The 23590-nt window shown below is 43.4% G+C and carries 23 protein-coding genes; 17 read left to right on the plus strand and 6 right to left on the minus strand.

What is annotated here, in order from left to right:
- Positions 1–109 precede the first annotated feature (109 nt).
- Positions 110–2152 (plus strand): retention module-containing protein, encoded by a 2043-nt coding sequence (locus tag ACN0V2_RS06175; protein WP_417549921.1) that lies wholly within the window; start codon positions 110–112, stop codon positions 2150–2152.
- Positions 2153–2227: 75 nt separating this feature from the next.
- Here ACN0V2_RS06175 and ACN0V2_RS06180 read toward each other — a convergent pair whose 3' ends face one another.
- From ACN0V2_RS06180 to ACN0V2_RS06205, 6 genes are read right to left on the minus strand one after another with little or no spacing between them, the layout of a single operon-like run.
- Entirely contained in the window at positions 2228–2638 is a 411-nt protein-coding gene (locus tag ACN0V2_RS06180) for a type IV pilin protein (RefSeq protein WP_417549922.1), read from the minus strand.
- A 33-nt stretch (positions 2639–2671) separates the two neighbouring features.
- On the minus strand, positions 2672–6454 hold the full coding sequence (locus ACN0V2_RS06185; protein WP_417549923.1) for a pilus assembly protein: 3783 nt from the start codon (positions 6452–6454) through the stop codon (positions 2672–2674).
- A gap of 2 nt (positions 6455–6456) precedes the next feature.
- Positions 6457–7005, minus strand: coding sequence for a pilus assembly PilX family protein (locus tag ACN0V2_RS06190; protein WP_417549924.1), 549 nt, complete (start codon positions 7003–7005; stop codon positions 6457–6459).
- A gap of 12 nt (positions 7006–7017) precedes the next feature.
- On the minus strand, positions 7018–8043 hold the full coding sequence (locus tag ACN0V2_RS06195) for a PilW family protein (protein WP_417549925.1): 1026 nt from the start codon (positions 8041–8043) through the stop codon (positions 7018–7020).
- Positions 8040–8495, minus strand: coding sequence for a type IV pilus modification protein PilV (pilV, locus tag ACN0V2_RS06200; protein WP_417549926.1), 456 nt, complete (start codon positions 8493–8495; stop codon positions 8040–8042). Before pilV ends, ACN0V2_RS06195 begins: the two co-directional genes overlap by 4 nt.
- Positions 8486–9043 (minus strand): GspH/FimT family pseudopilin, encoded by a 558-nt coding sequence (locus ACN0V2_RS06205; RefSeq protein WP_417549927.1) that lies wholly within the window; start codon positions 9041–9043, stop codon positions 8486–8488. The genes pilV and ACN0V2_RS06205 overlap by 10 nt, the downstream gene beginning before the upstream one ends.
- 327 nt (positions 9044–9370) lie before the next feature.
- Here ACN0V2_RS06205 and flgB point away from each other — a divergent pair, with 327 nt between their 5' ends.
- The 16 genes from flgB to ACN0V2_RS06285 all read left to right on the plus strand — a co-directional run bounded on the left by flgB (position 9371) and on the right by ACN0V2_RS06285 (position 23580).
- Positions 9371–9772, plus strand: coding sequence for a flagellar basal body rod protein FlgB (gene flgB, locus ACN0V2_RS06210; RefSeq protein WP_417549928.1), 402 nt, complete (start codon positions 9371–9373; stop codon positions 9770–9772).
- A gap of 6 nt (positions 9773–9778) precedes the next feature.
- Positions 9779–10192: a flagellar basal body rod protein FlgC gene (gene flgC / locus ACN0V2_RS06215; RefSeq protein ID WP_417549929.1), complete on the plus strand. Its 414-nt coding sequence runs from the start codon at positions 9779–9781 to the stop codon at positions 10190–10192.
- A gap of 18 nt (positions 10193–10210) precedes the next feature.
- Positions 10211–10894, plus strand: coding sequence for a flagellar hook assembly protein FlgD (locus tag ACN0V2_RS06220; protein ID WP_417549930.1), 684 nt, complete (start codon positions 10211–10213; stop codon positions 10892–10894).
- A gap of 12 nt (positions 10895–10906) precedes the next feature.
- A complete protein-coding gene (gene flgE / locus ACN0V2_RS06225) occupies positions 10907–12190 on the plus strand; it encodes a flagellar hook protein FlgE (protein WP_417549931.1) in 1284 nt (427 codons plus the stop codon).
- A gap of 45 nt (positions 12191–12235) precedes the next feature.
- Positions 12236–12979: a flagellar basal-body rod protein FlgF gene (gene flgF, locus ACN0V2_RS06230; protein ID WP_417549932.1), complete on the plus strand. Its 744-nt coding sequence runs from the start codon at positions 12236–12238 to the stop codon at positions 12977–12979.
- A 33-nt stretch (positions 12980–13012) separates the two neighbouring features.
- The gene (flgG, locus tag ACN0V2_RS06235; protein WP_417549933.1) at positions 13013–13798 is read left to right on the plus strand and encodes a flagellar basal-body rod protein FlgG; all 786 of its coding nucleotides are present in this window, start codon (positions 13013–13015) and stop codon (positions 13796–13798) included.
- A gap of 151 nt (positions 13799–13949) precedes the next feature.
- Positions 13950–14657, plus strand: a complete 708-nt coding sequence (locus ACN0V2_RS06240; protein WP_417549934.1) for a flagellar basal body L-ring protein FlgH — start codon at positions 13950–13952, stop codon at positions 14655–14657.
- A gap of 10 nt (positions 14658–14667) precedes the next feature.
- Positions 14668–15765, plus strand: coding sequence for a flagellar basal body P-ring protein FlgI (locus ACN0V2_RS06245; RefSeq protein WP_417549935.1), 1098 nt, complete (start codon positions 14668–14670; stop codon positions 15763–15765).
- Between the two features lie 17 nt (positions 15766–15782).
- The gene (gene flgJ, locus ACN0V2_RS06250) at positions 15783–16754 is read left to right on the plus strand and encodes a flagellar assembly peptidoglycan hydrolase FlgJ (protein WP_417549936.1); all 972 of its coding nucleotides are present in this window, start codon (positions 15783–15785) and stop codon (positions 16752–16754) included.
- Between the two features lie 30 nt (positions 16755–16784).
- On the plus strand, positions 16785–18176 hold the full coding sequence (gene flgK, locus ACN0V2_RS06255) for a flagellar hook-associated protein FlgK (RefSeq protein WP_417549937.1): 1392 nt from the start codon (positions 16785–16787) through the stop codon (positions 18174–18176).
- An 11-nt stretch (positions 18177–18187) separates the two neighbouring features.
- Positions 18188–19093, plus strand: a complete 906-nt coding sequence (gene flgL / locus ACN0V2_RS06260; RefSeq protein WP_417549938.1) for a flagellar hook-associated protein FlgL — start codon at positions 18188–18190, stop codon at positions 19091–19093.
- 36 nt (positions 19094–19129) lie between these two features.
- Entirely contained in the window at positions 19130–19897 is a 768-nt protein-coding gene (gene rfbF / locus ACN0V2_RS06265) for a glucose-1-phosphate cytidylyltransferase (RefSeq protein ID WP_417549939.1), read from the plus strand.
- Entirely contained in the window at positions 19861–20961 is a 1101-nt protein-coding gene (gene rfbG, locus ACN0V2_RS06270; RefSeq protein ID WP_417549940.1) for a CDP-glucose 4,6-dehydratase, read from the plus strand. Before rfbF ends, rfbG begins: the two co-directional genes overlap by 37 nt.
- Positions 20958–21515, plus strand: a complete 558-nt coding sequence (locus ACN0V2_RS06275) for a dTDP-4-dehydrorhamnose 3,5-epimerase family protein (RefSeq protein WP_417549941.1) — start codon at positions 20958–20960, stop codon at positions 21513–21515. The genes rfbG and ACN0V2_RS06275 overlap by 4 nt, the downstream gene beginning before the upstream one ends.
- Positions 21512–22738, plus strand: coding sequence for a class I SAM-dependent methyltransferase (locus ACN0V2_RS06280; RefSeq protein ID WP_417549942.1), 1227 nt, complete (start codon positions 21512–21514; stop codon positions 22736–22738). Before ACN0V2_RS06275 ends, ACN0V2_RS06280 begins: the two co-directional genes overlap by 4 nt.
- Positions 22735–23580 (plus strand): NAD-dependent epimerase/dehydratase family protein, encoded by an 846-nt coding sequence (locus ACN0V2_RS06285; protein ID WP_417549943.1) that lies wholly within the window; start codon positions 22735–22737, stop codon positions 23578–23580. Before ACN0V2_RS06280 ends, ACN0V2_RS06285 begins: the two co-directional genes overlap by 4 nt.
- Positions 23581–23590 lie beyond the last annotated feature (10 nt).

Below are 23590 nucleotides of genomic sequence, written 5' to 3' on the forward strand. Positions count from 1 at the left end.
AGTACCAATGTACAGTAGATCGGTTTTCATGGTCATGGGAGACTATCTGCCAAGTTGGTCACATAATTCATGTTGACTCAAGGAAGCAGCATTTCATCGGAGAAGCATTATGGCTACAGAAGCCGGTATTATTTCAGCCTTAATTGGCACCGCAACTGCTACAGCAGTCGATGGGACTGTAAGAAATTTACAAGTTGGTGACAAGGTTTATCCAAACGAGATCATTACCACGGGTCTTGCTGGCGCCATCGAAATCGAATTTCCTGATGGCAGTGTGATGGATCTGGGAAGAAATTCACAAGCGGTATTAGACAGTGAAACATTTGAATTTGATGTAGCAGGGGCTGAGACACCAACGCCTGCTGCTGAAGTCGTCGACGAAATTGAAGCCATTCAACAAGCATTACTGGCTGGCGAAGATCCAACACAAATCGCTGACGCTACCGCAGCAGGCCCTGGCGCACAGCCAACCAGTGAAGGTGGCAGCGATGCGGTAGTTGTTGATTATCTTGCTCCTCGAATCACACCTGATTCAGGCTTTGAAACCACAGGACCAAGTGTTGATTTCTTGGACCCGCTTCCATTTGAGTTTTTGGTTGATGAATCGGATGATTTGGATCCTGTAGATCCTGTAGATCCTGTAGATCCTGTAGATCCTGTAGATCCAGTGGATAATACTCCACCATTGGCAGACCCAGTTTTGACTTCTTATCAGTTTGCCGCTGACATTGCTGGATTACCAACAGACGCTTTTGTTTTTAAACAATTCAGTGTTGGCGGCGGAATTGATGATTCTGAATTAGGTACTACATATCCCACCGAATTTGAGGCCGATCCTTCATTGGGGGGCCAGGATGCAGAAACAGTGGAATCAGATTTGATTTTTACATTAACTGCAGAACCAGAATTTGGTCAGTTATACATACTCGTTAATGACGAATGGCAAGAGCTTACAGCTGGTGATGAATTCACAACTGAAGACAGTATTGTCTGGACGGCGACGCTTGAACAATATAATGAATATATTGCTTTAATGCCTACTTTGGATTTTGGTGGGGTTAAAGGTAGTGCAGCCTGGAGTGGAGTCACCCTTACAGCCACTGATCTCAATGGGCAAGAAGCTAAGATTGCCTTTGACAATGATGGTATCGGCGTAGCTGGCGGTACAATTGTGCCAGGACAGTTGGAACATCGCGGTGATGCTTCAGAAAAAATTTCCATGAAGTTTGATAATCCATCAACAGCAGCTGAGATTAGTGTTACCAGACTGATTGCGAGTGAAAAAGAAGTAGGGCAGGTTCAAGCTTGGTTAAATGGGGTGTTGGTTGGGACATGGACATTCACCACCGCAAATGGCACACCCATGGTGAACGGAGAGGCTGTTGATTTTTCTTTAGCAAATAATAATCTGACAACTGATCCAAATGGGCCTGCTGGTAATGCTACTTTCAAGCTCCCTGAAGGTATTGTATTCGACACATTAGAATTCACCGGCATCGATTATGCTGATGGCAAAACCAGTAGCACAGATAGCAGTGATTATTATATTCAAAGTGTTTCAGTAAAAGAGATTCCTGATGTTGCAACAGAGTTTGAATATTCTGTTACGGATGAGGCCGGGAACGTAAGTGAACCTGTTACGGTAGTCATTAATGCAGGAACCGGTACGATTATTCCCGGTGAGGGCGAACCAAACACACCGAATGTGATTAATGGCACTCGAGGTCATGATGAATTGATTGGTACTGACCAGGATGACATTATTACTGGCGGGCAACGTAATGATATTTTAACTGGTGGTGAAGGAAAGGATATATTCGTTTGGAATGCTGGAGATGATCGTTCATTTATCGGCCAAGATCCAAGTGACATCGTAACGGATTTTAATATTGCCGAAGGTGATGTTCTGGATTTCTCCGACCTTCTTGTTGGTGAAGAGGCTGGTAATTTAACTGACTTTATTTCAATTACTGAAGACGGTTCGGATATTGTGATTGAACTGAAACCTGATGCAGGAGATGTGACACAGACAGTTATTCTGCAAGGAAGATCATTAGCAGACTTAGGTGTGGGGGGGGTTGATACTTCAACTCAGCAGGCTGAAATCATCAACAAGCTGGTGCAAGATGGCCATGTGAATGTTGATAGCTAAAATCCAACTTTAGTTATAGAGTTCCAAACAACTAACCCGCGTTAAGCGGGTTTGTTGTTTTTATGAGCGATATTCTTACCAACAATTTGGAATAACTACACCACTTTTTTTGGCTTCTCTTTGCCCAACCTCGGTGATAGTCATTGTGCCACAACGATCGTTGCTTTGGGCTCCAGTTGGAACCGCTTGAATAGTATAAGAGTTTGCACCAGGGTTAGCAGGAGGGAAGCTTAAGTTGTAAAAAGTTGAGCCGCCCTGTTTAGGGGATGTATTGAAAGGTAATACTGCACCAGTATAGCTAAATCGCTCTGTATAATAACGCTCCATATAGCTTGAAAGCTCTAATAAATCAGCTTGGGCATTCGCCCTACGAGTTTCTCTAACTTGTTCCTGATAAGATGGATAAGCAATTGCAGCGATGATTGCAATAATGGCAACGGTTATCATTAACTCAATCAGAGTAAAACCATTGTGATATTTATTCATCGCTAGTTCCCTTAATTATTATTATCCAAAATATCAAAATTGGAAATCCAGTTGTCGCCATGATTGCCTTCCTTCAAACCCCGGGCCTGGGTTTTCTACAATAACCTCAATATTACCGGATGAACCACTAGTGTATTTAAACTCACGTTGTCCACCAGCTTCATTGGCAATACTTGGTGAAGAAATAATCCCTACTTCGGATTTTTTACCACTCGCTGGTACATCAACGCGCTCTGGATCTGGGTTGCCTTCTGCATCTAGCTCACAATTCGCAATGCAAATATAATCAACACTATCAAAAGCACCATCTCCATTAATATCAAAAGGAGAATAGGCTAGTCGTGCCCCCGAGGCAAAATCTAACTCCATCAGCCAACTAGTGCCACCATCACGACAGGGATCATCTGATGGTAATAAAGTAGTAAAGATCACCTTGCCATTGCGGATAACAGCATTACTTACTTGCCGCTCTCCCAAATTACTTGCTGCACCTGGACTTATCAAGTCGATATACCATCCACTTTTATTGTTCCAATTGATTACTGTATCTGAGGTGATCCGATAATCTGAGCCTGATACTTTTACTTCAGATAAGATATTTTGTCGTAGTAAATCACTGCGAACAATCGGGGTTAGCGTTGCCTCTGCTTTATCCCAAATTGCATAAAAACTTTGCGTTACCTGCCCAGTTGCACTGTTATCACCTACTTCAAAATATTTACCTGTTCCAAACATCACAAGAAATCCCTTTGAAGTTGGATGACGCACAATTTGGGGACGAGTGGTAATTGGTTGAACATTAACCTTATCACCGCCAGTACAATTGTTTCCAAGACAAGCTTTATAGAGTGGCTCAGGAGCATCAACAGTACCAAAGGCAAATCCCCATTCGTCTGTTGTAGACTTGCTCACATCAATTTTCCACATATTGCCAAATAGATCTCCGGCATAAATGTAATCAACAATTGAATCACCATCAATATCTACTGCGGCGGGTGAAGCAAACCCATTTGGACGATAATTTCCAGATGGATCATTCTCGGTACCTTTTTTCGTATCAAATTTGGCAATGAAAGAACCATCAAAAAGATCAACTAAATAAAGTACTGCGTTGCCTGTTTCACTGTCAGAATTATCTTCCCCATCTCCGTTATTATCTACAATATTGTTATAACCACCACTAAACAGAGCAGCCCATTGGCCATTTTGTAACCTTACGATGCTGGGTTGGCCAAATGTATATCCCATATCGTGACTATGTTTAGTAGGGTCAATATCACTTTTATCTTTATCTGTCTCATCGGTATATTCCCAAAGCACCTTATTTGCTAATGTGCTTTCAGTAGCACTTAAAGCAATAGGTTCAGTCACGTCCAATGCGAAAATACCTTGTCCTCCAGCTCCTAGCCCAGAAACTAGTATGGATTTCCAGATACCATCACTTTTATCAAAAGCATCAACAATAGTTGGACTTCCATCCACATAATAACGGTGAGCGTAATTGGGATTAGTTAGAAATGACAGATTGCTATATACCGCACCTGGTACATAACCGAAAAGTTCGACACCGGAACTGGCATCAAATGCGTGAAGCATACCGTCATTTGCGCCTACATAAACGACGGGGGGCCTTGATTTATAATCCTCACGGAACTCTGAATATGGTGCTGCGTTCTCTTCGGCTTCTGCACCCCAATTATCCGGGTACCGTTGTACAGGTGCCGCAACTAGTGCAGGGTTAGAGTTAATGATATCGCCCAACAAGTAGGTACGATTTCGAAATACGTTATTGTTGCTGATTTCATTACTTTGATCGCCTCTTAAATAGTCGAGCGTTGCCTCATTTACAATTAACTCCTGTTGATCTTCACTGATATCTGAATAACGAAAAGGTCTACCATATGGTTTGCCATTTGCATCATTGTAAGTAATGATTTTTCTACTATCTGCTTCGGGAATAAGGTTTCTGGCATCCCACTCGGCTGGCATTTTTAAATTACCAAGATTTGCTCCTGGTGTGGTGTTAATTTGGTATGACAGCAATTGACCACTCCAATCACGGGGGTCAAAAAGCGCTTGAAACACTCGACTATCATCTGAGATAGAACCCGAGTTCAGTGCAACGGAAGATGCCGAAGACTCTTCTCGACCTTGAATGGCAAATAATACATTTTCAAGTTCAGTGGCAAAGGTGTCCGGATCTGCCGCACTGAAAAAACCACCACGAGAATTTACTGCGGCATGAAGAAAATCATCTTGCCTAGCGATACATGCATCGCCAGTACAATTAGCGGTACCATATTCGGGATCGCCCCAATCAATAGATGTTCCTGACTCAATAGCAGCAAATGCGTCATCTGGATTAATAGAACCTGAAACCCCTAATCCAACAGTAAAAGTTGTCATATGCTGCCAAAAAGCCGAATCTGTATTGTTGGTTGGTACTCTATTTTCTAAATCAGTGCGAAGATCTCGTTTCCAATAATACATCGCCACATCAGCTAATGTATTACTACGATTATCCTGAAACGGATGAGCAGGAGAGTATGAAAAATCTGGTTCACCAACTTCAGGGTTGGTATTAGTTGATGAGTTATCAGAAGTCCCATCATTATTATTTGCTCTTGCCCCTGTTGCTGCATTTCCCGAGTCCCCTGATGCCGCTCCATCAGACATTAAAATTGTGTAACTTTGACGACAAATTAAATCTTCACCGCCGGCCTTTCCAGGAGTTGTATTCCATGGCCCCTGGGGATCTGGAGTCGATCTTGAAAAATAATCTCCAGCGCCTTGCAATGCACGTCTTAAAGGTGTTCCTTGTGCTGGGATATCAATGGTGTAGAGTCTATTGTAAAAATCTTCTGCGCTTTCAGAAAAAGCTCTTACGCCTGATATTACTGCCGCCGTACTTTTACCATCTATAGTTGTACTCCCTTTGTTGATTGCACCAAAACCTACCCGTAACGAGTCGGGTTGAGAGGAGAATGCTCGACCTATACCAGCCCGAGAAGCGAAAATACGATTACGATGGTAGGTATACCAATTGGCAAAGTTTTGGATTTCTTGGCCATAAGTACATACACCCGCTGTGCAATCTTCCCTTTTATCACGCCCTTCTCCACTATATGTTGGCTTATTCGAACGAATCTCAGTTCGAGTATAATTGGCCACGGTCCATAATGGGCTTGCTGCGTCTACTATTGCAGCATTAATATCAGCTATTTCTGGACCAATATAAGTCGAGTAAACGGCAGGGTAGAATGTTCTGGATTCACTGTCATGGCTATTCGTTCGATCGTCTATCCAACGAGCAGATTGAGTATTAGTAACGGTTAAATTGCGTGTTCCGAACTCTGTAAATAATGGACGGTTGGGAGCTTTCTCAGGAGCTGCGTCGGGCATGTCCTTCTCTTTATCTTCACCATCCACCCAAGGCCGATAAGTTACTGCAGGATTATAATAGAGAGTATTTACGTAAGCGGACCGATAAGCTAGTCCCATAATACTGCCTGCTCTGAAGCTGGGTACGCGAGTAGCGTTTGCATAATCCCCATCACCGTGCAAACCACTTACTCTTGGATACACCCACATTTGATAATTAGTACAACAACTCTGAGAAAATAAATTTGTCAGCGTATCCGGCATGGTTTCAAATTGCATTGACCCAGAGTCATCAAGTAAAAACATTACATTCGGTGCAACGGAGCCTCCAAGATACAACGGTGTATTACTTAAATCTAATGGAGCACTGTAAGCACTGATTGGAGCAAACATTAAGAGCGCAAGAAGTAACGGCACAAACTTAGTCTTATTCATGATTAAAACCTCTTAGCCATTGTGCTTTGCAGCATTACGCGGGATTGATTGCTACCACCAGTACCACGAGCAGTGACACGATAATATACGCGGCCAGTTGATGGTCCGCCCCCTGTCCCAACAACCAAGTCATCTGTTACAAATTGTTGATATTCGATGATGTATCTGGGAGTAGTAATCGTGGTTGTTCCAGCATTCGTATCGAATGTGATGTCTGTCGCATGTGCAATTCCATTGGCTGCCCACCAGGCTGCATTTCGTTCATGCCACCAACTTTCAGGATTGTTCAGATCAGGATCCATTGCATCAGCTGTCCAAATGTTATTGGAGCCAGTATCGTTTGGATCTGGCTCGGCGGTTAAGGCCGCGACCCAGGATTCTGCATCACGTAGGGCTATTTCCGTCGCTTGGAAAGCAATTTCAACATCCATGGTATTTGCCGCCATTTTTTCTGCCATTGAGCTGGTGCGCATCGCAGCAAGGCCGATCATGGTCATAATCAATAGAATGACTAAACTTACTATGAGCGCTGCGCCAGTTTGTTTTTTCATTTCACTTCCCTGCTACGAAACACGATTACGTAATGTTACGGTACGTGTAAATACTCTTCTCAGCCTTCGGTCACCTGGATTAACAAGCCCCCCTTCTAAACGATAAGATTGACTTCCATTCACAGTTAGGTTGTTTTCAAGGCTCACCATTACTAAACTTATTCGTACACTGACAACGTTATTCCAGTTACCAACTTGATCTGCTGTTTGATATGCATCTGTAGAGCCGTTACCCGTTGTATCAACACCATATCGAATTTGTAGGGATTCAATGCCTTCAACCAGCTCAACTGCGTCTTCCCCCGCTGTTTTTCGGTATAACGACGGAATCGGAGCATTCTCACGTAATCGGATGTAAAAGCTGTTGGTGGCAATCTTATTTACCCAACCTGCACCAAAGTTATAACCTAAAGTCGCAGTGGCATTGCCGGGAGTCTTTGATGTTCCTGCACCCTGAGCATGTGCTAGTGTGCCATTACTGGGTGTAGCGGATGTTATTTCAAAAATAGCTCCAGCGACACAATCATGGGCTAACACAATATCCCCTGTAGCAAGGCCATTACTGCCATTTACAGTGATATCTGCACTACCAGGTAAACCGGTCGTGGGATGTGATACCACCCTTAGCTCAGGTGGTTCAATTGTGCGAATGGTCAGAATGTCACTACCACCAACGGGTTGCGTTATGCTGGCATCTGCGGCGGGTGTCCATGAATTAGCACCTGTAGCTTCTTGCCCTTCAATAGGGGTGGTGATATCCCATAAGTAAGCGTTTGGAGTGTTGAGCACATTTGTAATGTTTAAAGCGGAGCGTGTTGCGCAGCCCAGATAGCCAGCTCGTTCAATTGATTGTGAAAGGATTTTTATTGCGTAGCGGCCATTTTCCTGTAGCCGAGACTGAGCATCCTGAACGCGATAAACCTGTCTATTATTGACAAATAATTCGATTACACCTGCAACGAGAATTAAACCCAAAACGATGGCAACCATCAATTCTACTAATGAAAAACCTTGCTGTTTTACTTTGTGATGCATCATATTGCTCCACTAATAGTGAAGGTTGAAGTGCCAAGTGTTCCATAGTTGTTGCCATCATTTTGCGTTTCAGTCCAGCTGATGGTGATATCACATACAAATTCACTGTTAGCATTAAACGCACCACAGGCAATTTGGCCTATTCCATTGGGTAAATATTGAGAAAGATTACCTCGCCAATCGACAATGTCAGCATCAGCAATAGTATTAGTGTTTGCAGGTAGATTGGCTCCTACCGCTAAAGCATAGTTTCCATTTTGTGCTGCCTCACGATTAGCTCGCATTCGGTCCAACATATCCGCAGCAAAAAGAGCGGCTTGTGTACGATACTCAGCACTTTGATTGTGTTTCAGTGATGTTATTTGCAAATGTGCCATTCCAAGCAAGCCAATCGCCAAGACAAATAACGCGATCATCACCTCTAACAGTGTAAAACCTCTTTGGCTTAAGGACATAAGTTGACCCCTTGCTCAATTCTTGCTCTGCCACCAGGCCCAACAATAATATTTCGCTCAACCGTATCAGGAATACATAAAGTAAATGTGTCATTACCTATTGCGCCACCTGCTCGTCTTACTTCACCGGAGGGTAAAAACATCACACCAACCGCGTAGTTTCCACCTGTTCTCAACGTTATATTATTTGCTAACGCTTGCTGTTCCATTAATAAACAATCCTGACCGTCAATACTGCAATCCTTTACAGCTAAATCACCATCGAAAACCCCATCTCCATCCCAATCGGTGAATATGCGCCAGCCATCTTCCCAAACACTATTGGTATTACTCATACGTCGCATACTTACCCGGACCCCACGATTAATGGCTTCAGAACGAGCGACTTGTAGGGAGGAAAGAAGATTATTGGCTTGAGTGGCCGCACGACTGTCTCGAATCATGGAATTAAAGCTCGGTGCTGCAATGGCGACTAGGATTATGACCACCACTAACGTGATCATTAACTCAATCAGGGTGAAACCATTATTTGCCGCAAACTTTTTCACTTTGGTGACGCTCCATATAGGTCTTTGGTTTTAACGCTAAAAGCATTGTGGGTCAAGCACTTATGGCGATTAGCGACAATCTATTTTTTAAATACGTGAGCCAGTTGGCAAATGTATCGTCCCATCCGGGATTTTCTTCAATTAATACTCTGTAGCAGACGAATTATAGCAATAGAATCTTACCGATTTTGGTGAGTGGCAATTGCTTGCCGCTTTGCATTATTTAATTTGCCGCAGCGTATTTAAGTTATTGATAAATAATAAAAATAAAATATGGCATGCAAGATGCTTAATCAAATAAAAGTAAATGTTCGTTGGAGAGACAACATGCCAATAAATTTTGATTCTGCCTTGGGAATTCATGCTGATGCATTGCGAATCCGTACACAACGGGCAGAAATGCTGGCGACAAACTTAGTTAACGCCGATACCCCTAACTTCAAAGCGAAAGATATGGATTTCCAAACGGCATTGCAAATGGCAGCATCAGGGCAAAAATCTGCCGCTTTAAACACAACCCATCAAAAGCATATTGCCGGAAATGGTGAGAACCCGTTCGAAGCTGCAACACAATACCGTACAACGCTTCAGGATTCATTAGATGGCAATACGGTTGATGAGCAAGTCGAACAGGCACAGTTTATGCAAAACGCAGTTCAGTACCAAGCGAGTTTGGAATTTTTAGGTTCACGCTTCCAAGGGCTGACCAAGGCAATCAAAGGAGAATAATCTGCCATGTCATTATTTAATATTTTCGATATTGCAGGCAGTGGAATGAGTGCTCAGTCATTGCGACTCAATACTACGGCGAGTAACTTGGCGAATGCCGATAGCGTGAGCAGTAGTGTCAATGAAACCTATCGTACCCGCCAACCCATTTTTGCCACAGTCCTAGATGATGCTCAAGAAGGTTATAAATCGGGATCAGTGCAAGTCTTGGGAGTTACCGAAAGTCAGGCTCCAGTTCGACAAGAATACAATCCTGCCCACCCGATGGCGGATGAAAATGGATACATTTATCACTCAAATGTGGATGCCATTGCTGAAATGGCAAATATGATGTCGGCTTCTCGTTCGTATCAGAACAATGTTGAGATTGCTAACACTTCTAAACAATTGCTGCTGCAAACATTGCAGCTTGGCAAGTAACGTCAGGGAGTCATCGAAATGGCAATAAATGGTGTTAGCGACAATCCCTATGCTTTTCTTAATAGTAAGAACACGACCAGTACAACGGAAGAAGAAAACGATCCTGGCAAGTTGCAGATGGAGGATTTTATGTCCTTGATGACGACCCAGCTAATGAATCAAGACCCACTCAAACCAATGGAAAGTGGTGATTTTCTGGGACAAATCGCTTCCTTCAGCACAGTGAGCGGGATCAGTGATTTACAGGATTCGTTCGCAAGTTTTGCTAAAGCTATGCAATCTGATCAAGCGTTACAAGGCTCTTCATTAGTGGGGCGATCAGTGTTGGTTCCTTCTTCCATTGGGGTGATGACGGCTGATTCTCCAATGCGTGGACAGATCAATGTTGAAGAGCCTGTATCTAATTTAGAAATGAAAATATTTAGCGATACGGGTGAGTTGGTTCGAACCATTCCTATGGGAGCTGCATCGGGCTACACCAATTTTGAATGGGATGGTTTGAATAATGATGGTGAAGCCATGCCTGAAGGTGTTTATCAATTTATGGCAACAGGCACCGTTGATGGACAAAATACCGCCTTTGCTACTGCAGTAATGGCTAAAGTAGATAGTGTATTGGTCGGGTCGGGCGGTCAAGGCCTAACAATTAATCTGGCCGGTATCGGTTCAGTACCGTTCAGTGAAGTTCAAGAAATTATTTAAGGGGTAAGCACCATGTCATTTAATACAGCTCTAACCGGCCTCAATGCCGCCACTGCCGATTTGAATGTGAAATCGAACAATATTGCCAACATCAACACCATTGGTTTTAAAGGTTCGCGAGCAGAATTCGGTGATGTTTACTCCTTATCTACTTTTGGAAATAGCAATACCGCTATCGGTACTGGTGTTGTATTGAACAATGTCGCGCAGCAATTTAATCAAGGAAATCTTGAAACAACCAACAATTCACTGGATTTAGCGATCAGTGGTAATGGGCAAGGTTTCTACGCGCTTTCCCCTGCTTTGGATTCTCAGCAAGTTTTATATAGCCGGGCTGGTGCATTTAATATCAATCGTGATGGATACATTACGAATAGTTCAGGACAGTATTTGCTTGGTTTTCCAGTGAATGCTGATGGAAGTGTATCTTCAACAGCGTTGGGCGGAACAAATCCAATTCGCCTGCCAGTTGCTGCTGGTGTTCCTCAAGCCACAACGGAAGTAGATATTGCAGCAAACCTTCCTTCGACTGCTCCAGATATTGATCCAGTCGCGACGCCAATTGATCCTAATGATCCAGAGACCTATACCAACTCAACCTCCAGCAATGTTTTTGATTCTTTAGGTAATGAAAGTACATTGACCTATTACTATCAAAAAACCAATGTAGCAAATGAATGGAATGTACAGGTTTACATTAATGAACCAACAGGCAGCCAAACTCTGGTGGAATTTGGCGGGGGACAAACCACCAAAACACTAACATTTGATCCCGCTTTAGGTGGCGCATTGGATGCGGGTGTTACTCCTACTGAAACGTATACTTTTTCGGGATTGAGCAGTGGTGCAGTGGATTTGAATTTTGAAATTAATTTTGCCGGCTCAACACAAAACTCAGCAGCCTTTACGGTGCTCGATACCGATCAAAATGGTTTTCCTACTGGACGCTTAACGGGCTTGGATATCGATGATACAGGTTTGGTACAAGCCCAATATTCAAATGGGCAAACAACCAATGTAGCCAAAATAGTATTAGCAGACTTTCCCAATCCACAAGGATTAAAACAAATTGGTAACACCGCTTGGGAAGCCACTTTAGAGTCTGGTGACGTTCGTATAGGCGAAGCAGGAACAGGCAGTTTTGGCCTGATTCAGTCTGGTGCTTTGGAATCGTCAAACGTCGATTTGACTAAAGAGTTGGTTGGTTTGATTACCGCACAACGTAATTTCCAGGCTAATTCAAAAGCGATTGAAACCAATAATGCCATCACCCAAACCATTATCAACCTGCGTTAGGTTGGTAGTGGTTAATGTTCGTTTTGAAGCGTTAAGAGGCTAATTATGGATCGCATGTTATACATCTCAATGAATGCAGCGCAGCAAACTATGTTGGCGCAGGCGACCAATGCTAATAATTTAGCCAACGTGAATACCACGGGATTTCGTGCCGATTTGGAACAGTTTCGTTCGATGCCGGTATTTGGCGAAGGTTTGCCGACACGTGTGTATTCCATGACAGAACGTCCCGCTACGGATTACCAACAAGGCAGTGTGCAATCTACAGGTCGTGAACTGGACATTTCTGTACAAGGCGAAGGTTTTATTGCTGTAACAGGCAAGGATGGTCGGGAAGGTTATACCCGCGCCGGTGATTTACATGTTAATGAATTTGGTCAGTTGGTTACCGGAACAGGTTTGCCGGTGATGGGTGAGGGCGGTCCAATTGCTATCCCGCCAGCTGAAAAAATGGATATTGGTGCTGACGGCACTATTTCCATTCGCCCGATTGGAGGTGCTGAAAATGAAATAGCAGTGATCGACCGAATTAAACTGGTCAAACCAGATTTGCAAAACGTGTTTAAAGATAGCGATGGCCTAATGCGTATGTCTGATGGCACTGAAGCGCCATTGGATGCCACAGTCAAAGTTGCCTCAGGCACCATTGAGGGCAGCAACGTTAACGCTGTAGGTGCTTTGGTCAATATGATTGAGTTACAACGTAAATATGAGATGCAAGTCAAAATGATGAGCACTGCAGAAGAAAATAGCGCCGCTTCGGCACGCATGTTGCAGATAAATGGTTAGTAACATGGCAACGGCGTATTTAGGAGAAAGTTTATGAACCAGGCATTATGGATTGCGAAAACCGGGCTTGATGCTCAGCAAACAAGGATGTCGGTGATCTCGAATAATTTGGCGAACGTGAATACTACGGGTTTTAAACAAGACCGCGCCGTGTTCGAAGACTTGTTATACCAGACCATTCGTCAACCGGGCGCTCAGACAACCACTGACAATCAATTGCCATCTGGCCTAATGATTGGTACCGGTGTACGCACTGTCGCCACTGAAAAGCTGCATACCCAAGGTAATATTATTCAGACGAATAACGCTTTGGATGTGGCCATTGATGGTCGTGGCTACTTTCAGGTTTTGATGCCTGATGGTGATATTGCTTACACCCGTGATGGCACCTTCCAAATTAATGCCGATGGTGATGTTGTGATGTCAAATGGCTATTTGTTGGATCCCGGTATTAACATTCCAAATGACGTGCAAAGTGTTACGGTCGGTGTTGATGGAACGGTGAGTGTGACCCAACCAGGTGATAATGAACCAACGGTTATTGGTGAAATAGAATTAGCTGATTTTGTGAATCCAGCTGGTTTACAACCAGTAGGTGAAAACCTGTTTAAAGAAACCGGCGCCAGTGGTGTGCCTATTGTGGGTACACCAACTCTGGATGGTCTTGGCCGAGTCATTGGTGGAGCATTAGAAACCTCAAACGTTAATGTGGTCACCGAACTGATTAATATGATCGAAACCCAACGTGCTTATGAAATGAACTCAAAAGCCATTTCTACAGCGGATCAAATGCTGCAATACGCTAGTCAAAATCTGTAATCGCCTTTACTTAGCCCCGATAGTGCAATTATTGCACTATCGGGGTTTTTTTATACTTGTGGTTCAGCCGTTCTTTTTATCAATTTAAAACACAATTATGGCATGGACTCTGCAGGTTAAATTCTGAACATAAAGTTGTTTGGAGATTCACATGAAATTTATTAACCGACTATTAGGGATAAGCTCTCTTGTTTTACTTTCTGCCTGTGTCAGTAATGAAGTAAAGCGAGACCCTGCCTATGCTGCAGTGCGTCCAATAGCCACGGAGTCGGTAGAGCGTAATGACGGTGCCATTTTTGACACGCGTAGCAATATTACATTGTATGAAGATTATAAGGCTCGTCGAGTTGGCGATATTTTGACAGTGCGTTTGGATGAGCGGACTGATGCTGAGAAAGAAGCTACCACTACAGTCGATAAAAGCAGTACCAACAATATAAATAATCCAACCCTATTTGGTACCACGCCACAATTTAGTCTGCCAGGTGTATTACCGTTGGCAAATACGGATGATAATAATCTTGCCTTCAGTACCGGATCTTCCAACAGTTTTGAGGGAGAAGGTGAAAGTGAGCAAAATAATCGTTTAAGCGGCGATATCAGTGTTTCTGTGGTTGAGGTGTTAGCCAACGGCAATATGATTGTTCGTGGAGAGAAGGTTGTTACGATTAATCAAGGTAATGAATATGTAAGGTTAACCGGCATGATCAGTCCACGTGATATTGACTCGACCAATACTATTTCATCCATTCGAATTGCTGATGCACAAATTACATACGTAGGTGATGGTCCGTCTAATGACTCTAATTCAATGGGGTGGTTAAGTCGGTTTTTCATCGGCTCGTTAATGCCTTTCTGAGGTTAGGATAATGAAAACAACAATAAACACGTTATTTGCCGCTTTGTTAATGTTGATGATGTCAGCTGCTCAGGCGGAACGTATCAAAGATTTAGCCTCTATTGGTGGTGTCCGAAATAACCAATTGGTGGGCTATGGATTAGTCGTTGGTTTAAGTGGCACAGGTGATAAAACAGCATTTACTGGCCAGACTTTACGCAGTATGTTGCGTGAAATGGGGGTGACTGTACCGGCAGGAGTGGATCCTAAAAGTAAAAATATAGCGGCAGTTTCTGTACATGCCGATTTGCCGCCTTTTGCCAAACCTGGCCAAACTATTGATATTACGGTGTCATCTCTAGGTGATTCAAAAAGCCTGCGGGGGGGTAGTTTGATCATGACTCCGCTAAAAGGTGCTGATGGCGAAATATATGCCATGGCGCAAGGTAACCTAGTGGTGGGTGGTTTTGGTGCTGAAGCACTTGATGGCTCACGTGTCACCGTAAATATCCCCAGTGCCGGTCGTATTCCAAATGGTGCCACGGTGGAGCGGACGGTACAAAATGCCTTAAATGTGGGTGATCACATTATTCTAAATTTACATCAGGCGGACTTCACTACTGCCAGCCGATTATCTGATGCGATTAATCAAACATTAGGACGTGGTACAGCTAGTTCTATGGATGCTAGTTCTGTTCGAGTCAACGCCCCAAGAGATCCCAACCAACGTATTCCATTTTTATCGTTAATTGAAAATCTGGAACTTAGTCCAGGAGAAGCTGCAGCAAGAGTCGTGGTGAACTCACGCAGTGGTACAGTGGTGATTGGTCAAAATGTTCGAGTCAGTCCTGCAGCGGTAACCCACGGTAGTTTGTCGGTGACAATTTCAGCCAATCCAGAAGTGTCGCAACCTAACGCTTTCTCCGCTGGAGAAACGGTTATTACGCCAAACTATGATATTGAAATATCAGAAGAAAATAGTCGAATGTTTGTATTTAACCCCGGTGTTTCGTTAGATGAAATTGTGCGTGCGGTGAATCAAGTAGGTGCTGCGCCAGGCGATTTGGTTGCGATTTTGGAAGCCTTAAAACAAGCAGGCGCTTTACGCGCTGAACTGATAATCATTTGAGTTTTGTTGATTAACTCATGACGATTTCTTCCGATATCCAGCAAAACGCAGTTGATTTTCATGGCTTAAATCAACTGCGTCAATCGGCATTGAATTCAGAGAATGATGGTCAGACCATGCAGCAAGTGGCTGCACAGTTTGAAGCTCTTTTCACCACAATGATGTTGAAAAGTATGCGTCAAGCAAGTTTGGCTGAAGGCATTTTTGATTCAAATCACGGAAAAATGTATCGTGAAATGGCCGACCAGCAATTAGCGATGGATCTCTCTAAACGTGGCGGCTTAGGACTGCAGGATGTGATCATTCGGCAACTGGGTGGCGAAGTGAAATCTGATATTCCAGTTGGTGGTCAAAGCTATAGTTTTGACACTGTGACGGTTCGCCAAGACTTACGACGCATAGTGAAAGAAATCCACGAAAATGCTGATAAACCCTCTGAAGAAAGCATTGACAGTGTTGATAGCAGCAAGTTGAACGCAATGCCGCAGCGTTTTAGATCTCCTGAAGATTTTGTCGAACAACTTTGGCCTTTGGCACAAAAAGCGGCAGATAAGCTAGGCACCACAGCAGATGTCATCTTATCCCAGGCTGCATTGGAAACGGGTTGGGGTCGATATGTGCTTAAAGATAATGAAGGACAATCCAGTTTTAATTTATTTAATATCAAAGCAGATAGTCGTTGGGATGGGGATTTTGTTGCGAAAAACGCGCTGGAATATCGTGATGGCAAGCCTGTAGCTGAACAATCCCGCTTTCGTTCCTATGACGATTACCAACAATCCTTTGATGATTATGTCAGCTTCCTTCAATCACAACCGCGTTATAAAGATGCCTTAAGACATGTTGGACGTCCGGAAACTTTCGTTGAGAAATTACACGAAGCGGGTTATGCCACCGATCCACAATATGCCAATAAAATAAAACGCATTATGAATAGCGATACTCTGGCACAGATTTCGCATAAATATATTCAGAATCTGGGGTATTAACCCAGCGAAAGCTCGCAGAGGATCATCTAAATGAGCATGCTGAATATTGGTAGTTCCGCTTTATTAGCCGCACAGACAGCACTGGCCACCACCAGTCATAACATTAGTAACGTCAATACCGTAGGGTATTCACGGCAACGTACTGATCAGGGCACTCAACCAGCCAACTTTGAGGGTGGATATTACATCGGTAATGGGGTTGGTGTTACGGGTGTTGACCGTATCTTCAATCAGTTTCTAGTCAATCAATTACGAACCTATACCTCTGCTGAATCACAGCAAGACGGTTTTTTGACATTTTCCAAGCAGGTTGATGATTTGCTGGGCTCTTCTTCCCTGAGCATTAGTGGCGGGTTGGAAGCATTTTTCAACTCTGTGCAAGAAGTCGCCAATGATCCGACTTCAATTGCCGCCCGCCAAGTCATGCTCACCCAAGGAGAGCTGTTGGCTAATCGTTTCAATACCATGGATAGTCAATTACAAGAATTAGATAAGCAAATTGACAGTACCCTCACGGCATCGGTCAAAGATATTAATGTTCTGTCACAAGGTATTGTCGATTTAAATAGATCCATTTCGGAATCTTTAGCGGCGGGGTATCAACCCAATGATTTACTGGATAAACGCGATAGATTGATTAACGATTTATCTGGTTTGGTTTCTGTAAACGTAGTTGAACAAGACAACGGCGCAGTCAATGTATTTATCGGTAATGGACAAGGGCTTGTTGTTGGTAATAGTCGTGTAGAGCTTTCAACGATTGCCGATAATAGTACCAATCCACCGCGTACAGCCATCGGCTATGGATCTTCACAAATTAATATTACTCAGCAATTAAGTGGCGGTGAAATAGGCGGTGCGATACTGGCACGTAGTGATGTAGTCGATAGCACACGAGCTGAGTTGGATGTATTGGCGGAATCGATTGTTACCGCCTTTAATACTGCTCACGGCAATGGTATCGATCTCAATGGCAATGCCGGAACAGATTTTTTTGATGCTGGCGGAATTACCGCCGCGACCATGACCATGGCGATTACGGACACCCGTTTAATTGCGGCTTCATCCACCACCGATTCGGGTGTAGGTAATAATGAAAATGCACTTGCCATGGCATCATTGCAAACAGATAAAAGCACCGTAGTACTGGATCCCGGTCCACCTGCAATCACTCGCTCATTTAACGAGCAATATGGCTCAATCGTTTCTCAAGTCGCGACTCGCACCAATCAAGCGACAGTGACTCAGGAAACGCAAGCTGGACTGGTGAGTCAGATCCGCCAACGGGCGGAGAGTGTATCTGGTGTGAATATCGATGAAGAGGCGGCAAACCTGATCAAGTTCCAACAAGCCTATCAGGCTGCATCACAGATCATCACGGTTTCCAACACTGTATTTAATTCGTTAATCAACGCATTTTAGGAGATTAACCCATGCGTATCTCCACTAATAGTATTACTCAGCAAGGCCTTGAAGCCATGCTGAGACAGCAAAGTGAATTGGCCAAAACTCAATTGCAGGTTTCTTCAGGTAAACGGATTCAAACACCGTCGGATGATCCCATCGGTGCAGTCAAAATGCTGGACTTGCAAAGACAAATTGGTCTGTCACAACAATATCAAGACAATGCCGATGTAGCCGATAGCCGTTTGAGCACCACCGATGGAACCCTGAAAAGTGCTGGAGATATCATGCAGCGTATTCGAGAGCTGGCAGTCCAGGCGTTGAATGATACTAATAGTGATGAATCACGTCAGGGTATTGCCGAAGAGATTACACAATTAAATGAAACATTGGTGGCATTAGCCAATACGACTGATTCCAATGGCGAATATTTGTTTTCTGGTTATCAATCTGACGTTCAACCATTTGATACCACAACCTTTGCCTACGGCGGTGATGGCGGTCAACGACAATTACGCGTAAGTGATGGTTATTTGGTAGCGATTAATGAACCCGGCAATGATTTGTTTATTACGCAAACTGTAGCCGGACCTAACCAAGCTATATTTCAGACAATCCAAGACTTTACCAATGCCCTCTCTACTGGAACAGTTGGAACGGCGCCTAATGATGGCGATTTTCTCGCGAACATGGACTACGCCATGGATGCATCTCTGGATGCCCGTACCCGGATTGGTACACGCCAAAATGCAGTAGAGCAACAACGCGAAATCAATGACAGTTCGCAGTTCAGCATGACCACCACGCTTTCTCAAATTGAAGATCTTGATTACGCTGAAGCTATTACACAGTTAAATTTAAAATCAGTTGGCTTGCAAGCAGCACAACAGGTCTATGTCAAGGTACAGGGATTGTCTTTGTTTAACTATTTGTGAAACACTTAAGCCCACCTTAATCACAGTAGATTAACTATGAAAGCAGTCATTCTTGCCGGCGGTTTGGGCACCAGAATCAGTGAAGAGTCTCATCTGAAACCTAAACCAATGATTACCATTGGTGGCAAACCCATTATTTGGCATATTATGAAACAGTACTCCCACTACGGAGTGAATGAGTTCATTATTTGCTTGGGTTACAAAGGTTATGTTGTTAAAGAATATTTCGCCAATTATTTTCTGCATATGTCAGATGTGACATTTGATATGGCTAATAATCAAATGCAAGTCCATGAAAAACATGTAGAGCCTTGGAAAGTCACGTTGATTGAAACTGGAGAACACACCCAAACGGGCGGACGTTTGAAAAAAGTAAGAGAGTATATTGGCAACGAGACTTTTTGCTTTACTTACGGTGATGGCGTTTCTGATATAAATATTCAAAAATTGATTGAGTTTCATCAATCTCATGGCAAGTTAGCCACAGTGACGGCTATCCAGCCACCAGGTCGATACGGAGCGCTTAATTTAAACAGTGAGAGTGTTGAACAGTTTCAGGAAAAACCAGCGGGTGATGGCTCATGGATCAATGGTGGTTTTTTTGTGCTGGAACCCGAGGTCATAGACTTTATAGATGGTCCGACGACAGCATGGGAAGAATCTCCACTAAAACGACTAGCAGATCAGCAGTCTTTAATGGCCTATCGCCATACAGGGTTTTGGAAAGCAATGGATACGCTGCGAGATAAAGTCAGCTTGGAAAATCTATGGCAAACCACAGCACCCTGGAAGGTTTGGGAGTAATGTTTGCTGACATTTATCGAAATAAAAAAGTATTAGTTACCGGACATACCGGGTTCAAGGGAAGTTGGCTGGCATTTTGGTTAACCCAGATGGGGGCTAAAGTCTATGGTCTTGCATTGGAACCCAACACGACCCCCAATCATTGGTCTTTATTAAATCTCGATATCCAGCAAAAGCTTACGGATATTCGTGATTATCAAACAATTTCAAAGGTTATTTCTGACTGGCAGCCCGATATCGTTTTTCACTTGGCGGCTCAACCCATTGTCAGGCTTTCATATAGCGAGCCTATCGAGACTTGGTCAACCAATGTAATGGGGACGGTTAACCTGTTAGAAGCTTGTCGCCATGTACCTTCAGTGAGGGCAATTGTGGTTATCACCAGTGATAAGTGTTATGAGAACCATGAAAAAAAAGAGGGATACACGGAATCTGATCGTCTGGGTGGGCATGATCCTTACAGTGCTTCCAAAGCGGCGACAGAACTGGTGGTTGATAGTTACCGAAAATCTTATTTTGAAAAGCTAGGGGTTTTATTGGCTTCTGCCCGAGCAGGTAATGTGATTGGTGGGGGAGACTGGTCGGTAGACCGATTGATCCCGGATGCTGTCAGAAGTGTGGCGAAAAAAATTCCCTTAGAAGTTCGTTCTCCAGAATCCTCAAGACCATGGCAACATGTTTTAGATTCATTAAGTGGTTACTTGTTATTAGGGCAAAAATTATTTGAGCAAGAGAATACTGTTGCTCAGGCCTGGAACTTTGGTCCTACCTCTGGACAATTTGCCACGGTGAGTGATGTGCTGGAGTCTATACATGCTCACTGGCCGGCATTTACATGGCATATTGCAAAACGAGACGCACAACATGAGACGATTTGTCTTGGAATTAATAGTGATAAAGCGCGTAAACAGTTAGGTTGGAAACCTGTCTGGGACTTGAATAAATCTACTGAATCTACAGCGCTTTGGTATAAAGCATTAGTAGAAGATGGCCGTGTGGATACAGCAAGTCAATGGCAACGTTACATTGACGATGCCAATAAAGCAGGTGTCTGCTGGTCATGACAACGCAACACATATCATTGGATATTGCTTATGCTTTTGTGATCAAACAAACGTCGTTTACAGATCAGCGTGGACAGTTTTCCAGATTGTTTTGTCAGAAAACATTGGCTCCCTTTCTTGCAAAGCGTGAAGTTAAACAAGTGAATTTCAGTCGAACGACAACTGAGGGTACTGTTAGAGGACTGCATTATCAGCGTTCTCCTGAGGCGGAAATGAAGTTTATCCGTTGTATTCGAGGCGCCGTATGGGATGTGATAGTGGATTTACGGCCTGACTCACCCACTTTTCTTCAATGGCATGCAGAAGAATTGAGCCAGCAAAACGATACGATGATTGTCATTCCTGAAGGGTGTGCACATGGTTTCCAGGCCTTAGCGGCAGATAGTGAATTAATTTATTTTCATACCGCTTTTTATTCTGAAGCGGCTGAAGCCGGTGTTCATGTTCAAGATCCTGATTTAGCGATCAATTGGCCACTGCCGGTAAACAACTTATCGGAAAGAGATGCCGCATTGCCGACAGTGGAAAAGTGGTTAAAGGGTTCAACCGAATGAACTGCAGGCATTGCAAAAAACCATTAACCCATACCTTTCTGGATCTTGGTGTCGCACCACCTTCAAATGCCTATTTAACGGCTGAACAACTTACCCAGCCAGAAACCAAGTTTCCTTTAAAGTTGTTTGTATGTGACCAATGTTGGTTAGTGCAGACCGAAGATGTTACTGCAGCGGATAACTTATTTACCCATGATTACGCCTATTTTTCGTCAGTCTCACAAAGCTGGCTAATGCATGCAGAACGCTACTGTCAGCAGATTACCCAACGCTTGCAACTTGATCAGACTAGTTTGGTGGTCGAAGTCGCGGCAAATGATGGCTATTTATTAAAAAACTTCGTGGCTGCGTCGATTCCATGTTTAGGCGTTGAGCCTACCGACAGCACTGCTGCCCATGCTGAAAAGTTAGGAATTCCCATTATTCGTGAGTTCTTTGGTCAATCATTAGCACAAGAGCTTGTCGAAAAAGGCAAACAGGCTGATCTCATAATTGGGAATAACGTCTATGCGCATGTACCGGATATTAACGATTTCACATCGGGATTAAAGACCCTGCTTAAAAATGAGGGGACTATTACTTTAGAGTTTCCTCACTTGATGCAGCTAATACAGCATCGACAGTTTGATACTGTTTACCATGAGCACTTTTCCTATCTTTCCTTAATTACGGTCAGTCAGATATTTGACAAGGCAGGATTAAGAATTTTTGATGTGGAAACCCTTTCAACACATGGTGGTAGCCTACGAATATATGCGTGTCACGACTTTGATAAACGCAGTACTCAAATCGCCGTGAATCGATTATTAGAGGAGGAAGAGACATTTGGATTATCCACCTTACATACCTATACCGGCTTCCAACGTTATGCGGAACAAATTAAACAGGCTTTAATCGATTTTTTGATAGAGCAAAAGCGATTAAATAAGTCGGTGATAGCCTATGGTGCGGCAGCAAAAGGTAATACCTTACTGAATTATGCCGGGATCACAACTGACTTATTACCTTTTGTGGTGGATGCGGCAGCGTCAAAACAAGGTAAATTTTTACCCGGCTCTCACATCCCGATTTTAGCACCAGATCAGATCACAAAAAGACAACCAGATTTTGTGTTGATTCTGCCTTGGAATATTGCTGAAGAGGTGATGCAGCAACAGTCACATATCCAACATTGGGGTGGCCATTTTGTGACGGTTATTCCGGAATTAAAAATTTCATCATGAAGTTACTGGTGACAGGTGCGACCGGTTTTATTGGAAACCATTTAGTCATTCAAGCACTTCGACAAGGTCATCAAATCACGGTCATTGCACGAGATAAATCGCATGTTTTCAATATGGAGTGGGGGCATCAAGTCGATTGTGTCGAGGCCGACATAGAACAACCGAATACCGAGTGGCCTGAATCGATAGCCAGTTATGATGCTCTCTTTCATTTAGCATGGAGTGGATTGCCAAATTATCAACAAAGCTTTCATCTTGACGTTGTTTTACCTGCACATAAGCAGTTTTTACAAACCATGCTTGAGACTGGAATCAAACAGATTCTGGTGACAGGAACTTGCCTTGAATATGGCAAACAAGAAGGACAACTCACGGAATCTATGCCAGCATTTCCAGATGTCCCGTATGCTCAGGCTAAAGATCATCTTAGGCAATGGCTGGTTTCTCTGCAGAAACAGCGACCTTTTACACTCCAATGGTGTCGTTTGTTTTATATGTATGGTTCAGGTCAACATGCTAACAGTCTGTTATCTCAATTAGAGCAGGCAATTGAAAATGGCCATCCAGTTTTTAATATGTCGGGTGGCGAGCAGGTCCGGGACTATTTGTCAGTTGAGACGGTGGCGCAATATTTGCTTAAAGTCATAGAACAACAAGATTGTAACGGTATCCTCAATATATGCAGTGGCGAGCCGATAACTATTTTAGAACTAGTTAAACAGTTTATAACTGCACGCCAAAGCACTATAGAACTTAATCTGGGATTTTACCCATATCCAGATTATGAAGCTATGGCTTTTTGGGGTAATGCAGACAAATTAAAACAATGGATAATATCTTGAATAATTCGAG

The sequence above is a fragment of the Methylophaga sp. genome, assembly GCF_048266885.1.
Taxonomy (GTDB): Bacteria; Pseudomonadota; Gammaproteobacteria; order Nitrosococcales; family Methylophagaceae; genus Methylophaga.